The sequence below is a fragment of the Paenibacillus sp. RC21 genome, from assembly GCF_044907935.1.
GTDB classification, from domain to species: Bacteria; Bacillota; Bacilli; order Paenibacillales; family Paenibacillaceae; genus Paenibacillus; species Paenibacillus terrae_A.
Genome location: NZ_JBIYCS010000014.1, coordinates 47,289 through 62,701, shown reverse-complemented (window position 1 = coordinate 62,701; position 15,413 = coordinate 47,289). Strand labels below are relative to the sequence as shown.

The 15,413-nt window shown below is 47.3% G+C and carries 13 protein-coding genes and 1 rRNA gene; all 14 read left to right on the top strand.

Annotated elements, in window-relative coordinates:
* Nucleotides 1–84, top strand: a 5S ribosomal RNA gene (gene rrf / locus ABIA61_RS25575); the annotation flags it as partial.
* A 162-nt stretch (nt 85–246) separates the two neighbouring features.
* Nucleotides 247–1,434 (top strand): GNAT family N-acetyltransferase, encoded by a 1,188-nt coding sequence (locus ABIA61_RS25570; RefSeq protein ID WP_404581453.1) that lies wholly within the window; start codon nt 247–249, stop codon nt 1,432–1,434.
* A gap of 569 nt (nt 1,435–2,003) precedes the next feature.
* Complete coding sequence (locus tag ABIA61_RS25565) at nt 2,004–2,468, top strand: CtsR family transcriptional regulator (protein WP_283653476.1); 465 nt, start codon at nt 2,004–2,006, stop codon at nt 2,466–2,468.
* A 69-nt stretch (nt 2,469–2,537) separates the two neighbouring features.
* Nucleotides 2,538–3,062, top strand: a complete 525-nt coding sequence (gene mcsA, locus ABIA61_RS25560) for a protein-arginine kinase activator protein McsA (protein ID WP_044647185.1) — start codon at nt 2,538–2,540, stop codon at nt 3,060–3,062.
* A gap of 29 nt (nt 3,063–3,091) precedes the next feature.
* The gene (gene mcsB / locus ABIA61_RS25555) at nt 3,092–4,156 is read left to right on the top strand and encodes a protein-arginine kinase McsB (protein WP_283653475.1); all 1,065 of its coding nucleotides are present in this window, start codon (nt 3,092–3,094) and stop codon (nt 4,154–4,156) included.
* Nucleotides 4,157–4,200: 44 nt separating this feature from the next.
* A complete protein-coding gene (clpC, locus tag ABIA61_RS25550) occupies nt 4,201–6,645 on the top strand; it encodes an ATP-dependent protease ATP-binding subunit ClpC (RefSeq protein ID WP_044647187.1) in 2,445 nt (814 codons plus the stop codon).
* Between the two features lie 301 nt (nt 6,646–6,946).
* Nucleotides 6,947–8,320: a DNA repair protein RadA gene (radA, locus tag ABIA61_RS25545; RefSeq protein ID WP_134912279.1), complete on the top strand. Its 1,374-nt coding sequence runs from the start codon at nt 6,947–6,949 to the stop codon at nt 8,318–8,320.
* A 12-nt stretch (nt 8,321–8,332) separates the two neighbouring features.
* Nucleotides 8,333–9,409, top strand: a complete 1,077-nt coding sequence (disA, locus tag ABIA61_RS25540; protein WP_134912280.1) for a DNA integrity scanning diadenylate cyclase DisA — start codon at nt 8,333–8,335, stop codon at nt 9,407–9,409.
* A gap of 54 nt (nt 9,410–9,463) precedes the next feature.
* The gene (gene pssA / locus ABIA61_RS25535) at nt 9,464–10,210 is read left to right on the top strand and encodes a CDP-diacylglycerol--serine O-phosphatidyltransferase (RefSeq protein WP_044647190.1); all 747 of its coding nucleotides are present in this window, start codon (nt 9,464–9,466) and stop codon (nt 10,208–10,210) included.
* A gap of 192 nt (nt 10,211–10,402) precedes the next feature.
* Complete coding sequence (locus ABIA61_RS25530; protein ID WP_283653474.1) at nt 10,403–11,488, top strand: PIN/TRAM domain-containing protein; 1,086 nt, start codon at nt 10,403–10,405, stop codon at nt 11,486–11,488.
* Nucleotides 11,489–11,558: 70 nt separating this feature from the next.
* Nucleotides 11,559–12,257, top strand: a complete 699-nt coding sequence (ispD, locus tag ABIA61_RS25525) for a 2-C-methyl-D-erythritol 4-phosphate cytidylyltransferase (RefSeq protein ID WP_283653473.1) — start codon at nt 11,559–11,561, stop codon at nt 12,255–12,257.
* The gene (ispF, locus tag ABIA61_RS25520; RefSeq protein WP_283653472.1) at nt 12,254–12,745 is read left to right on the top strand and encodes a 2-C-methyl-D-erythritol 2,4-cyclodiphosphate synthase; all 492 of its coding nucleotides are present in this window, start codon (nt 12,254–12,256) and stop codon (nt 12,743–12,745) included. Before ispD ends, ispF begins: the two co-directional genes overlap by 4 nt.
* Before the next feature lie 24 nt (nt 12,746–12,769).
* Nucleotides 12,770–14,230, top strand: a complete 1,461-nt coding sequence (gene gltX / locus ABIA61_RS25515) for a glutamate--tRNA ligase (RefSeq protein ID WP_283653471.1) — start codon at nt 12,770–12,772, stop codon at nt 14,228–14,230.
* Nucleotides 14,231–14,721: 491 nt separating this feature from the next.
* Nucleotides 14,722–15,402 (top strand): serine O-acetyltransferase, encoded by a 681-nt coding sequence (gene cysE / locus ABIA61_RS25510; protein ID WP_283653470.1) that lies wholly within the window; start codon nt 14,722–14,724, stop codon nt 15,400–15,402.
* Nucleotides 15,403–15,413: the final 11 nt, after the last annotated feature.

The following is a 15,413-nucleotide window of genomic DNA, read 5'->3' as shown; positions in this document are numbered from 1 at the left end:
CCCATCCCGAACACGACCGTTAAGCCCTCCAGCGCCGATGGTACTTGGACCGCAGGGTCCTGGGAGAGTAGGACGTCGCCAAGCAAAAGTAAAAAATAACCATGATCTCTTTGAGATTGTGGTTATTTTTTTGTGTTTTTGCTATAACATCTGTTCCTGAGGTTGACAGAGAACGAAGGCTTTGCGACACTCTAAGGGTGTGATCTTTTTGCGGAAGTCCAAGTATACGAGCGAGGTGACGAACTTATGGAAATCAGACAATTACAACGTGAGGAATTTGAAGCTGCTATTGAGTTGTCTCAATATGCTTTTCAGTTTACAATGTCCCCGGAGGATCTGGAGAAATCCAAAAAGAAATTCAAACCAGAACAAACTTGGGGGATTTTCGACGGAAATGACTTGAATGCAAAGCTGACTTTGCTACCGTTACAGGTATACATACAGGGTCAGGTTTTTGACATGGGGGGTATTGCTGGTGTGGCAACATGGCCGGAAAAGCGACGCGGTGGTCTGGTTTCACGCCTTTTAACGCATGTGCTTGAAGAGATGAAGGTCGCGGGACAGAGCCTTTCTTTTCTACATCCTTTCTCTTTTGCCTTCTATCGTAAATTTGGATGGGAAACGTATATTGAATACAAAAAGTATATTATTTCGATCGATAAGTTCCCTGCCAAGCTTAAAACCGAAGGTACGGTCAAACGGGATGTCAAAGATATTTCTGAGCTGGACCAAGTGTATCAAGCATATGCTTCGCGTTATAATGGTACGCTGGTACGAGATAAGGAATGGTGGGAAGAGCGGACATTAAATAAGAACTACCGGACCGCAGTGTATTACTCTGAAGCAGGCGATCCTCAGGGATATGCACTCTACAAAATTGAAGATAAGCAGCTGAATTGCGACGAACTGGTATATCTTAATGAGACGGCACGGCGGGCGTTGTGGACGTATTTTGCAAATCATGATTCGATGATAACCCAGGGTAAATTCATTTACATTCCGGCTGATGACAATCTGCCATTTCTGCTAGATGATCCGCGAATTCAGCAGGAAACAGAGCCTTATTTTATGGGCCGTATTGTAGATGCAGCTGCTTTTGTGGAGAAATATCCTTTTGAGGCAATTGGAGAGGAAACACGTTTGACCTTACATCTGACAGATCATTATGCTCCATGGAATGAAGGAATATGGATATTGATGGTCAACGCGGAAGGGCAAGGACATTTGGACAGAGTGGATCCAAGCAGTTCTTCCGAGGACGGTGTAGAAGCTGACTTGAGCGTGGGAATCCAGTCGCTGACCACCCTGATGCTTGGCTATCAGCGGCCTGATGATCTGTATAAGTGGAGTCGTATTACAGGGCGAGGTGAGTCTGTGTCTGTATTAGAACGTGTAATACCGATAAAACAAACATTTTTGCTGGATTTTTTCTAATTATAATGCTCTTAAATGCTCTTGAGTCTTCATTCTTTAGGGAGTCTGGCTTAAATACCTTGCATGAGGTGTGGATGATTTTAACGACATTTTTCAGAACTCTTTCCGTAAAGGGAAGAGTTTTTCTTATATTGTATAAAACATAATTAGATTGCGAAAAATGATATTGACCCCTTGGCAAAAATATATTTTGTGCTATAATGTGAATATAGTCAAAGAAAGTCAAAGTCAATCGAGTCTATAGTGCTTCATTAGAATGGTGTGAATACGCTGAGTTTTTAGCCGTATATAATACATTGACACCAACACAGCATGAAAAGACAGACCTGATCTGTAGATAAACGTCACTGTAATCTCATGAGCATGAGGGAAGGTGTATGATTTATTACGAATAAAGGTCACACTAGAAACTAAACGGGATGTTTCTAAGTGAGGTAGGGGGGGCTAATTAGCCTCGATACTGGCTTAGATTCATGACTTTACCGTTCGGTTAAGTTCAATATACGGCGGACTCTGTGGAGCGTGAAATGTACTGAATATTTGCGTTTCCGTTAGTGGAGGATGATGAAATGCGCAATGTTTCCGATATTATTGAACAATATTTGAAGAGCATATTGCTGGAAAGTCCCAAAGGTTTAGTGGAAATTCAGCGCAATGATTTGGCTGACCGCTTTTCCTGCGTGCCGTCGCAAATTAATTATGTAATCAGTACCCGTTTTACGCTGGAAAAAGGCTATGTGGTGGAAAGCAAACGCGGTGGTGGGGGTTACATTCGCATTCAGCGAATTCAACTGCCTGCACAGCATGCGATTCATACACATCTCCATCAAAGCATTGGAGAGGAAATTAGCCAATCGGCAGCGGAAGGGCTGATTTATCAGCTGGAAGAAGCACTTTTTTTAAGCAAAAGGGAAGCTGGTTTAATGAAGGCTGCTTTATCAAGGGACACATTATTGCTGAAGCTTCCTTATCGTGACCAGCTACGGGCAAGGCTGCTTAAGGCTATGCTGATTTCGTTGCTGGTGGCCAGATAGCGTGTGATTCAAGATTAACGGTTTGGAGTAGGGATTTGCAAAAATCCTGACGCTGAAGGAGGTGCTTTTATGCTGTGCCAAGAATGTAATAAACGGCCGGCAACTTTGCATTTCACCAAAATTGTGAATGGCGAAAAGACAGAGTTTCATATTTGTGAGACGTGTGCGAAGGAAAAAGGGGAGATGATCCCTGGTACACCTAACGGCTTTTCAATTCATAGCTTGTTGTCGGGTATGCTGGATTTTGAATCCAGCACAAAGAGCCAGTCGCCAGGCCATAGCGGTCCGCAAAATCTGCAATGCAAGGATTGCGGCATGACTTATGCACAGTTCAGTAAGCTGGGGCGCTTTGGGTGTCCGTCGTGCTATCAATATTTTGACAGCCGTCTAGACCCTTTGTTCAAGCGTGTGCATGGCAGTACGAGCCATGTGGGCAAGGTTCCGGTTCGCACCGGAGGCCGATTGAAGGTTAAACGGCAAATTGATGATCTGAAAAAAGAGATGCAACAGCATATTGTACAGGAAGAATTCGAATCAGCCGCTGAGCTTAGGGATCAAATCAGAAAGCTTGAAAAAGAAATGACCGAAGAGTAAAGTTTGTGAAGAGTAGGAGGGGATGCGTAATGCCCAATATCCGGTTTACGGAAAAGCCGCTAAGTGATTGGATGCGTGGTGAAGCTGCGGATTCGGAGATTGTCATTAGCAGCCGGGTGAGAATTGCGCGTAACTTGCAGCATCTGCCTTTTCCCATGCTTGCTACCAACCAGCAGTCGGAAGAAGCACTTCAACGTTTGACGGATATCCTTCAGTATGATGATTTAGGCCGCTTTGGTACCTTTCATACCCTGAAAATATCCGAGTTGGATGAGATCGATAAGCAGGTACTGGTTGAGAAGCATTTGATTAGCCCTAATTTGGCGAACGAATCTCGTAACGGTGCTGTTTTGATTAGCGATGATGAATCGGTTAGTGTTATGATAAACGAAGAGGATCATCTGCGTATCCAGTGCTTATATCCGGGATGTCAGGTTAGAGAAGCTTGGGAACGTGCTACGGTTATTGATGATGCATTTGAGGCGCATGTCGATTATGCATTTGATGATCGTAGAGGCTTTCTGACCAGTTGTCCGACGAATGTTGGCACAGGGATGAGAGCTTCGGTGATGATGCATCTGCCCGCATTGGTCATGACTCATCAGATTAATCGAATTTTGTCCGCTGTTTCACAGGTAGGTCTTACCGTTCGCGGTATTTATGGTGAAGGAAGCGAAGCGGTCGGCAATCTGTTTCAGGTATCCAATCAGATTACACTGGGACAGACCGAAGCGGAAATTATCGAAAATCTGCATGGCGTTGTGCTGCAAATTATAGAGCATGAACGTTCCGCCAGGGAACGACTGATGAATGAGTCCATGCTGCGGATTACAGATCGGGTGATGCGTTCATTCGGTATTTTGTCATATGCAGCGGTACTGGAATCCAAGGAGGCCGCACAGCGGTTGTCTGATGTACGTCTTGGCGTGGACTTGGGGATTTTGGAGCGTCCATCCACAGCAGCGATGAATGAGCTGAATGTGATGACGCAACCCGGATTTCTGCAAAAAAGCTTTGGTGATAAAATGAACACCGGTGAGCGCGATATGTACCGGGCGAAGCTGATCCGGCAAAAATTAGGCACAACCCTTTAATATATAGAATGATCTGAAATACACACTGTGGAGGTGCAGGATATATGATGTTTGGAAGATTTACGGAACGCGCACAAAAAGTGCTTGCCTTGGCTCAGGAAGAAGCTGTTCGATTGGGACACAACAACATTGGCACGGAGCACATTTTGCTCGGCCTTATTCGTGAAGGTGAAGGAATTGCAGCGAAAGCCTTGATTGGTTTAGGGCTGGGACTGGAAAAAATTCAGGATGAAGTGGAAACGCTGATTGGACGCGGTCAAGAACAACCGACGAACATTGCCTATACTCCACGCGCCAAAAAGGTCATCGAGCTGTCTATGGATGAAGCTCGTAAGTTGGGCCATACCTATGTAGGTACGGAGCATATTTTGCTCGGTCTTATCCGTGAAGGCGAAGGTGTAGCAGCCCGTGTACTGAATAACCTAGGTATCAGCCTGAATAAAGCACGTCAGCAAGTGCTTCAATTGCTCGGCAGCAGTGAGGCTGTTTCCAGCCATCATGGTGCTCCAGCTAATGTCAGCACACCAACGCTGGACAGCTTGGCACGTGATTTGACGGCATCTGCGAAGGAAAACAACCTGGACCCTGTCATTGGGCGCAGTAAGGAAATTGAACGTGTAATTCAGGTGCTCAGCCGCCGTACAAAGAACAATCCGGTTCTGATCGGTGAGCCAGGGGTAGGTAAAACAGCAATTGCCGAAGGATTGGCGCAAAAAATTATTGCCAATGAGATTCCCGAAACGTTGCGCGACAAGCGCGTAATGACACTCGATATGGGCTCTGTGGTAGCAGGCACCAAATATCGTGGTGAATTTGAGGATCGTTTGAAAAAGATTATGGACGAGATTCGTCAAGCAGGAAACATCGTATTGTTCATTGATGAGCTGCATACGCTGATTGGTGCTGGTGGAGCTGAAGGTGCCATTGATGCCTCCAACATTTTAAAGCCTGCTCTGGCACGTGGCGAGCTGCAATGCATCGGTGCGACAACGCTGGACGAATACCGCAAATATATTGAAAAGGACGCTGCTTTGGAACGTCGCTTCCAGCCGATTACGGTAGATCAGCCTTCTCCAGAAGAAGCTGTTCAAATTCTGTACGGCCTGCGTGACCGTTATGAAGCGCATCACCGTGTGAAAATTACGGATGAAGCCATTGAAGCGGCAGTAAAATTGTCAGATCGTTATATCACCGACCGCTTCCTGCCGGATAAAGCAATTGACCTTATTGATGAAGCAGGTTCCAAGGTAAGGCTGAATTCCTATACAGTACCGCCAAACCTGAAACAGCTGGAAAACCGTCTGGAAGATATTCGTAAGGAAAAGGATTCGGCTGTACAAAGCCAAGAGTTCGAAAAGGCGGCTGCATTGCGTGATACAGAGCAGAAAATTCGTGAAGAGCTGGATGTTACGAAAAACCAATGGAAAGAGCAACAGGGACGTACAGATTCCGAAGTAACACCGGAGGATATTGCTCAGGTCGTTGCGATTTGGACAGGTGTTCCGGTTAGCAAGCTGAAAGAGGAAGAAACGCATCGCTTGTTGAATATGGAAGAATTGCTGCATGAGCGGGTAATTGGGCAGGATGAAGCAGTTAAGGCAGTTAGCCGGGCTATTCGCCGGGCACGTGCCGGACTGAAAGATCCGAAACGTCCAATCGGCTCCTTTATTTTCCTCGGTCCAACCGGGGTTGGTAAAACTGAGCTGGCACGCGCGTTGGCTGAATCCATGTTCGGAGATGAAAATGCGGTTATCCGAATCGATATGTCCGAATACATGGAGAAACATTCCACGTCCCGTCTGGTAGGAGCGCCTCCAGGATATGTTGGATATGAAGAAGGCGGTCAATTGACTGAGAAGGTGCGTCGTAAACCTTACTCCGTCGTACTGCTGGATGAGATTGAAAAAGCACATCCAGAAGTGTTCAACATTCTTCTGCAAGTGCTGGAAGATGGACGTCTGACGGATTCCAAAGGCCGTGTTGTCGATTTCCGCAACACACTCATCATCCTGACATCCAATGTGGGTGCACAGGCGATCAAACGTAACTCCACGCTCGGCTTTACAGCTGTTGTGGACGCTGGAGCGGATTATGATAACATGAAGGGCAAAGTGATGGATGAACTGAAGAAAAGCTTCCGTCCCGAGTTCTTGAACCGGATTGATGAAATTATCGTTTTCCATTCTCTCGAAGAAAAACACATTGCCGAAATCGTGTCCCTTATGTCCGAAGAGCTGCGTAAGCGTCTGAATGAGTACGAGGTGGACTTTGAGTTGACAGACAAGGCTAAGGCATTCCTTGCGAAGGAAGGCTTTGATCCGGCGTATGGTGCGCGTCCATTGCGTCGTGCGATCCAGAAGCATATCGAGGACCGTCTGTCTGAGGAGTTGCTGTCGGGTAATATCACTAAAGGTGATTCTCTCTTTATTGATGAAGAGAACGGTGCGTTGACCGTTACAAAAAAGGATAACGTATCCGCGAAGTCCTGAGCAGGCAATAAAAGTTAACGATAATCATCGGCTTTTGCCCAAAAAGGACAGAGGTACGATAGATTAGCACAATAAAAGTGGTCAGAAAGGGTGTCTCGCAGGCTGAAAAGCTGTGGCGAGGGCGCCCTTTTTGTGTATAAAGCACTGTGGAGCGGTCGGATAAGAGCTTTGGAAAAGTTTGTGATATCGCTTTACGTCCGCCAAGCTTCAATGGTAAACTTTTATTGTTACAGCTCTTTCCGGCTGTGTGAAGATAAATCCGACATTGATCGTTGTCATATAAGGAGCCAAGGAACAAAGTATGGCTAAAGTGAAAACTAAATTTTCCTGTACGGAGTGCGGTTATGAATCGCCCAAATGGTATGGAAAATGTCCCGGATGCCAGGCATGGAATTCCATGGTGGAGGAAACGGAAAGCGTTGTTAAAACTCAAGGAATGGGTTCTTCCCTTCTTACTCATAGCACAAAAGATAAACCGCTCCCTATTATCGAAGTGGAGAGCGGCAAAGAAGCACGAATTTTGACGGGAATAGGCGAATTGAATCGCGTGCTCGGGGGAGGCGTGGTGCCAGGTTCACTCGTTCTGGTGGGCGGTGATCCGGGGATTGGAAAATCTACGCTTATGCTACAGACATCGAATGAGCTGGCTTTAACCGGTTTAAAGGTGCTGTACGTGTCAGGTGAGGAATCGGTCCGTCAGACGAAGCTGCGTGCAGACCGTCTCGGTGCCCTGTCCCCCAATTTATACGTATTATGTGAGACGAATTTGGAGACGATTGAAGAAGCGGTAGACAGCTTGAAACCGGAGTTTCTGGTGATTGACTCTATCCAGACTGTATATTTGCCTGAGGTGACGAGTGCGCCGGGGAGTGTAGCACAGGTACGGGAATGTACTTCACGTTTTATGCGGATTGCCAAGGGATTAGGAATTGCAACGGTGCTGGTAGGACATGTAACCAAGGAAGGGGCCATTGCAGGCCCGCGTCTGTTGGAGCATATGGTCGATTGTGTGCTTTATTTTGAAGGAGAGCGCCATCATACGTATCGGCTGTTGCGTGCGGTTAAGAATCGTTTTGGCTCTACGAATGAAATTGGTATTTTTGAAATGGCTGAAAGCGGCTTGCGTGAGGTGTCGAATCCTTCCGAGCTGTTTTTGTCCGAACGACCGCTGGGGGTGGCTGGTTCGACTGTTGTGGCCAGTATGGAAGGAACACGACCTGTATTGGTTGAGCTGCAGGCGCTGATTGCGACCACGCATTTTCCTTCTCCACGCCGAATGGGTACAGGGGTTGACCATCATCGAATGGGATTGATTATAGCCGTGTTGGAAAAGCGGATGGGCATGTTTTTGCAAAATCAGGATGCGTATCTAAATGTGGCCGGGGGCGTAAAGCTGGATGAACCAGCGGTGGACCTGGCAATAGCGGTGAGTATTGCTTCCAGTTTTCGAGATGCGCCTACCAAGCCATACGATGTGATTTTTGGCGAGGTGGGGCTGACGGGTGAGGTGCGTGCTGTATCCAGAGCGGAGCAGCGTGTGCGGGAAGCGGAGAAGCTAGGTTTTAAACGGGTGATTATGCCAGAGAAGAGCCTGAAGGGCTGGACGCATCCGAAAGGGATACAAATTGTAGGAGTAGGAACGGTGGCAGATGCATTGGCAGCCGCATTAGATTAGGGGGCAATGAGAATGAAAGAAGCGAGCCAACTGGATAAAATGAATGATTTGCTGCGGCTTGTGGCACCGGGAACTCCCTTTCGCGACGGACTGGAAAACGTGTTGCGCGCCAAAACGGGCGCTCTTCTGGTCGTTGGCTATAGCCCGGAGGTAATGGAGGTCGTGGATGGCGGCTTCTCGATTAACTGTGATTTTTCACCGAACTATTTGTATGAACTGGCTAAGATGGACGGTGCCATCATACTGAGTGAGGATTTGAAACGGATTTTATACGCAAATACGCAATTGATTCCTGATTCTTCTATCTCATCGATTGAAACGGGTATTCGTCACCGGACAGCGGAGCGGGTCGCCAAGCAAACTGGCAAGTTAGTCGTATCTATTTCGCAGCGGCGCAATATTATTACATTGTATCAGGGAACGCTGAGATATGCGCTCAAGGAAATCGGAGTTATTTTAACCAAAGCCAATCAGGCCATTCAGACGCTGGAAAAGTATAGATCCGTGTTGGGGCAAGCCTCGACGAATTTGACGGCATCCGAATTTGAAGAATTAGTGACCATGCCCGAAGTGGTAAATGTTATCCAACGGATCGAAATGGTGCTGCGCATCAAAATGGAAATCAAACGATTTATTAACGAGCTTGGGAATGAGGGCCGTTTAATTAGCATGCAGATGGATGAGCTTGTCAGTAATATCGAGGAAGAGGCTTGGCTACTGTATAAGGATTATGCCAAAGACGATAGCGATGAGAAAATTCGTGGCATTATATTGGGCCTCAAGCGTTCCACGGACGATGAGCTGCTGGATGCAAATCATATTGTGCGTTTGCTGGGATACCCGTCTTCGGCTGCGACATCAGAAGAATATATCGTGGCGCGCGGTTATCGGGTGCTGAACAAGATACCACGTCTACCGAATGTGATCATTCACAATCTGGTGGAGCGGTTTGGACGTTTTCCGCATGTTATGACAGCGACGATTGAAGAACTGGATGAAGTAGATGGCATTGGAGAAGTCCGTGCGCGTACCATTAAAGAGGGACTCAAACGATTGCAGGAACAAGTTTTCATTGACAGGCAAATGTAAATGTAATACAGTGAAAGGATTATAATGGAACAATTCATACATTGAGGTGAAGAGATGATTACCAAATCAATTCCGAACATGTGTACCTTAGGTAACTTGTTTCTCGGAATGATCGCCATTTTATTGGCCGTAGACGGAAAATACAGTCTTGCCGCTATTATGGTTATTGTCGCCATGTTGTTGGACGGACTGGATGGACGAATGGCCCGGGCGCTAAATGCCCAGAGCGAATTCGGTAAAGAACTGGACTCCTTATCAGATATGATATCTTTTGGTGTAGCTCCCGCAGTTATTATGTACATGGTTGCTTTTCATGATGCTAATTCGGCTTTGGCCTGGACGGTTACGGCTATTTTTCCGATGTGCGGAGCGTTACGTTTGGCTCGTTTTAATGTACGTCCTGGTGTACCGGGTTATTTTACAGGCTTGCCGATTCCGGCAGCAGGTGGTGTGTTAGCCACTTTGTCCTTATTCCATAACGATATTTCTCTGTTATACATGTCGATTGCGATGCTGCTTGTCTCTTATTTGATGGTCAGCTCGATGAAATATCCGAACTTAAAAAAGGTGGGCCTTCCGAAGAAAGCGATCTGGATCGCTCCATGGGTTGTAATTGCTGCCGTTGTACTGGCGGTTAAATTCCCGGATCAATTATCGAAGCTGATTTTCGTGCCGTTGGTGCTGTATGCATTGTATGGCATGAAACTCAATATCCGTAAGCTGTCACGTAGACGTGGACGCGGTCGAGGACGTTCCACTCAGGAAGAACAGGATGATCAATATCGTCATTCACAGCATTAGTATTAAGCGAGAAAACAATTAAGCATTTATTTCCTTGGATCACTTTAGGGAGATAGATGTTTTTTTTATGCATAAAAAATCAAATACATAGGGTTAGTTGAGTGAAAATTGGATCATACTGGTAAGGAAAGTGATGTATATCCAATAAATACAGGGTGTACGAACAGAAAACAAAGGAGGTATAGAGACTCGATGTGGAGAAAGGCTATTTTAACTTTTACAGGTTTGTGCGGAGCGTGGTTCGGCTATACGTTATACCATCGGGTAGGAGGTATCGTATCATGGTTGCCCCATTGGCTGAGTGATGGTTCTTTACCGGGAATGGCTGTTTGGATGATTGCGGGAGCTGTGTTGTTTATGGCTGGATGCTCGCTCGCCGGAACAGCTGTGGCTAATCGGTTACAACAGGGGATCGAAGGTTTGGTACGGATTCCGATGAACGAGATGATGGCAGGTGCGATTGGATTAGCGGTGGGCTTGATCCTTTCCTTAGCGGTTTACCCGCTCTTGTCATGGCTAGGGGCACCAGGTCAACTGATTCAAACGGCCGTTACCATCGTATGCGGATATGTGGGAGTGATGGTCGGACTGGAAAAGCGGGACGAGCTGTCCTCATTTTGGAGTTCGGGTTTTTTTGGTCGAGGTACGGGTGTGGAAGAACGCAAGCTGGAGGAACATAAAATTTTGGACACCAGTGTTATTATAGACGGACGTATTGCGGATATTTGCAAGACTGGTTTTATCGAAGGAACGATTGTTATTCCCGAATTTGTGCTGGAGGAGCTTCAGCATATTGCAGATTCGTCGGATTTACTCAAGCGTAACCGCGGGCGGCGAGGTCTGGATATTTTGAACAAGATTCAAAAAGAGTTGGATGTAAATGTATTGATTTACGAAGGCGATTTTGAGGAGATTTCAGAGGTCGACAGCAAATTGGTCAAGCTGGCAAAGGTGCTACAGGGTAAGGTGGTAACGAACGATTTTAACCTGAATAAGGTGTGTGAGCTTCAAGGTGTATCGGTGCTGAATATTAATGACCTGGCAAATGCAGTGAAGCCTGTAGTGCTGCCCGGTGAGGAAATTATGGTGCAGATTATCAAAGACGGCAAGGAGCATGGGCAAGGTGTGGCCTATCTGGATGATGGTACGATGATCGTTGTGGAAGGCGGACGTGACTACATCGGTTCGCTGATGGAGGTGCTGGTTACAAGCGTACTTCAGACCTCTGCGGGCCGTATGATTTTTGCCAAACCGAAATTATTGGAAAAAGCTCAATAAACGCGGTATGATGAAGTAGATGTGTAATCATACGGATCGTCCAAGTGCGATCAAGGCAGGAGTCATTTCAATGAACAATCGGGTAGGAGTCGTCATTGTGGCGGCTGGGCGCGGCTCCCGTATGGGAACGCCGGAAAGCAAGCAATTTTTGCTTTTGCGGGACAAGCCCATCTTCATACATACACTTGAGATATTCGCAGCCATGCCCGAAGTGGATGAAATGGTGATGGTGACGGGGGCAGAAGATGTCGAGCGCTGTCAAGAGTGGATTAGTCAATACCGAATCGGCAAGGACGTACAGGTGGTGGCTGGAGGCAGTGAACGTCAGCATTCGGTATATCGCGGTCTGAGCCACCTGCAAGCAGATTGGGTGATGGTGCATGATGGTGTACGCCCGCTCATTCAGCCTGAGCTTATACGTTCATGTCTGGAGACAGCCCAGCGTACCGGTGCTTCTGTAGCGGCAGTACCTGTAAAGGATACAGTTAAGCAAGTGAACGGGGATGGTGTCATTACGGCAACGCCGGATCGCCGAAGTCTGTGGAGCATTCAAACGCCACAGACTTTTCGTCTTTCCGATCTGCTGCTGGCTTACGAGGAAGCGGAGCAGGCAGGATTTTTGGGGACAGACGATTCGATGCTGGTGGAGCGATTAGGTATTCCGGTCACTGTCGTTCAGGGCAGCTACAAAAATATCAAAATTACCACGCCTGAGGACTTGGATATGGCGGAGTTATGGGTAAAGACAGAGGGAGAGGATATCAGATGATCAGAGTGGGACAAGGGTTTGACGTTCACCAGCTGGTGGAAGGAAGGCCGTGCATTATCGGGGGCGTGAATATTCCTTATGAAAAGGGATTGCTGGGTCATTCCGATGCTGACGTGCTGCTGCATGCGGTTAGCGACGCCATTCTGGGCGCGCTCGGTCTGGGTGACATTGGGAAGCACTTTCCGGATAACGATCTGGAATTCAAGGATGCCGACAGTCTCAAGCTGCTGGAGCATGTATGGAGTTTGGCCAAAGAGCGGGGATACCGCTTGGGGAATATTGATTCTACGATTATTGCGCAAAAGCCCAAAATGGCATCTTACATCCCGAAGATGAATGAAGTTATCGCTCGTGCGTTGGAAGCAGAAGATCCTTCCCAAGTAAACGTTAAGGCAACTACGACGGAGCAGCTTGGCTTTGCCGGGCGGGGTGAAGGAATCGCGGCTCAATCGGTTGTCTGTCTTGTAAAGGGTATGCTATCATCTTGAGAACTTAGATTTGGAGGAGATTTTATGAGCACGGAAGTTCGTGTACGTTATGCCCCAAGCCCAACAGGGCATCTGCATATTGGAAATGCCAGAACGGCATTATTTAATTATTTGTATGCTCGGAACCAAGGTGGCAAGTTTATTATTCGTATTGAAGATACAGATGTGAAACGCAACATTGCAGGCGGGGAAGAAAGCCAGCTTAAATATCTGAAATGGTTGGGTATGGATTGGGATGAAAGCGTGGATGTCGGAGGCGAGTATGGACCTTACCGTCAGACTGAACGTTTGGATATATACAAAACCTATTGGCAGGATCTGCTGGATCGTGGCTTGGCTTACCGCTGCTACTGTACCGAAGAAGAACTGGAACGCGAACGTGAAGAACAGACGGAACGTGGGGAGACACCACGCTACTCCGGGAAACACCGTGATCTGACGGAGGAACAGTGTCAGGCATTCGAAGCGGAGGGTCGTGTACCAAGTATCCGTTTCCGCGTACCAGAAGATCGCGAATATACGTTTAATGATATGGTCAAAGGCCAAATCACGTTCAATTCGAAGGAAAGCGGCGATTTTGTTATCGTCAAAAAAGATGGTATTCCGACATATAACTTTGCAGTGGCGGTGGACGATCATTTGATGAAAATATCGCATGTGCTGCGAGGCGAGGATCATGTCTCCAATACACCGCGACAATTGATGATCTTTGAAGCGCTTGGCTGGGAGCCTCCAATCTTTGGTCATATGACACTGATCGTGGGCGATGATCACAAAAAGCTTAGCAAACGCAACGAGTCCATTATTCAGTTTATGGAGCAGTACGACAAATTAGGCTACTTACCAGAAGCTATATTCAATTTTATTGCGCTGCTGGGTTGGTCCCCGGAAGGCGAAGAAGAAATTTATGACCGGGAACAATTGATTTCGATTTTCGATCCCAACCGTTTGTCCAAAAGTCCGGCTGTCTTTGATACCAACAAGCTGGCTTACCTGAACAATCATTATATTAAAAAAGCCGATCCTGAGCGGATTGCTGGTATGGCGATTCCTCATTTGCAAGCAGCGGGGCTGTTACCGAATGAATTATCTGCGGAGCAGCAGGACTGGGCCAAGGCTCTTGTTCGCTTGTATCAGGAACAAATGAACTCTGCGTCCGACATTGTGGCTTTGTCTGAGTTGTTTTTCCGTTCGCATCTGGAGCTTGATACGGAAGCTGCGGCTGTGCTGGCTGAAGAGCAGGTTCCTGAGGTGCTTAAAGCCTTTGCTGGCAAGGTGGAAGCGAGTGAGGAATTTGCGGCTCCACAAATGGCCAAGCTGATCAAGGAAGTTCAAAAGGAAACCGGCTTTAAAGGGAAACAGTTGTTTATGCCGATTCGTGTGGCCCTTACAGGTCAAACTCATGGACGAGATTTGAATGAAACGATCTTTTTGCTCGGACGTGACAAGGTACTGGACCGTCTCAGGGCACAAATTAAAGGCTGATATTTCTTGTCAATTTGTTGTCTTTTCGCTATAATGACTCCATTGATACGGATTGATATTTACGTGTAAAGGCTGAGAACAGGAGAAGTACACTGCATAAGGGCATTTGCCAGAGAGGACGGCCGAGGGGAACCCCGGGGCTGGAAGCCGTCCAGATGACCTGCGGAGGAAATGCACCTGGGAGCCGTGCGCCCGAACCCTAATTAGCGTCAGCGTCGACTGCTGATATGGCAAGGGTGTGCCGAATCGTTCTCGTTACCGGACGCCAAAGACGGGCTTCTCTGCTTATATGCAGCAGGTTTGCCTGAAGCAGAGTGGGACCACGTTCATGCGTCTCTGCAGCTTAGGCTGCGGAGGCGCTTTTTCATTTTTATCAGACTCAAGCTCGTTAAAGGTGAAAAATGTCGAAGTGTGCTGACGAATGCGAAAATTGGCGAAACATGGAGTTGTGTGAAGATGCGGCAAGGAAATGGGGGAAATAGGAGGGCGACATGTTCAGACATATCAAATCCGACATTCAAACTGTTTTGGATAATGATCCGGCCGCCCGGAGTAAGCTGGAGGTTATTTTTACGTATTCCGGCGTTCATGCCCTTTGGGCACACCGAATCGCACATTGGTTTTATCTGCGAAAGTGGTGTACTCTAGCCCGTATTATATCTCAGGTATCGCGGTTTATGACAGGGATTGAAATCCATCCCGGCGCTCGTATTGGAGATCGGCTGTTCATTGACCATGGCATGGGAGTGGTCATCGGCGAAACCTGTGAGATCGGCGACGATGTTGTGTTATACCAGGGGGTCACTCTTGGAGGGACGGGGAAAGAGAAGGGGAAGCGCCATCCCACCATTGGGAATAATGTTGTTATAGGCTCCGGCGCAAAGATATTGGGCTCTTTTACAATTGGGGCGCAGTCCAACATTGGCTCCAACTCGGTTGTACTTAAAGAGGTTCCGCCAAACAGTACGGTGGTGGGGATCCCGGGGCGAGTGGTCAGACAAGATGGCAGACGTCCAGACCGACTTAGTCACCAACTGCCTGATCCGGTTGTGGATTCTATGCGGGAGCTTCAATTGGAAATAGAACGATTACGTGCAGAATTGTCTGATTTGAAGGATGAGCGATCTGCTCAGAAACATCAGGTGACTCAAGAGAATAAATTACAAGGATAATTTTCATGAGG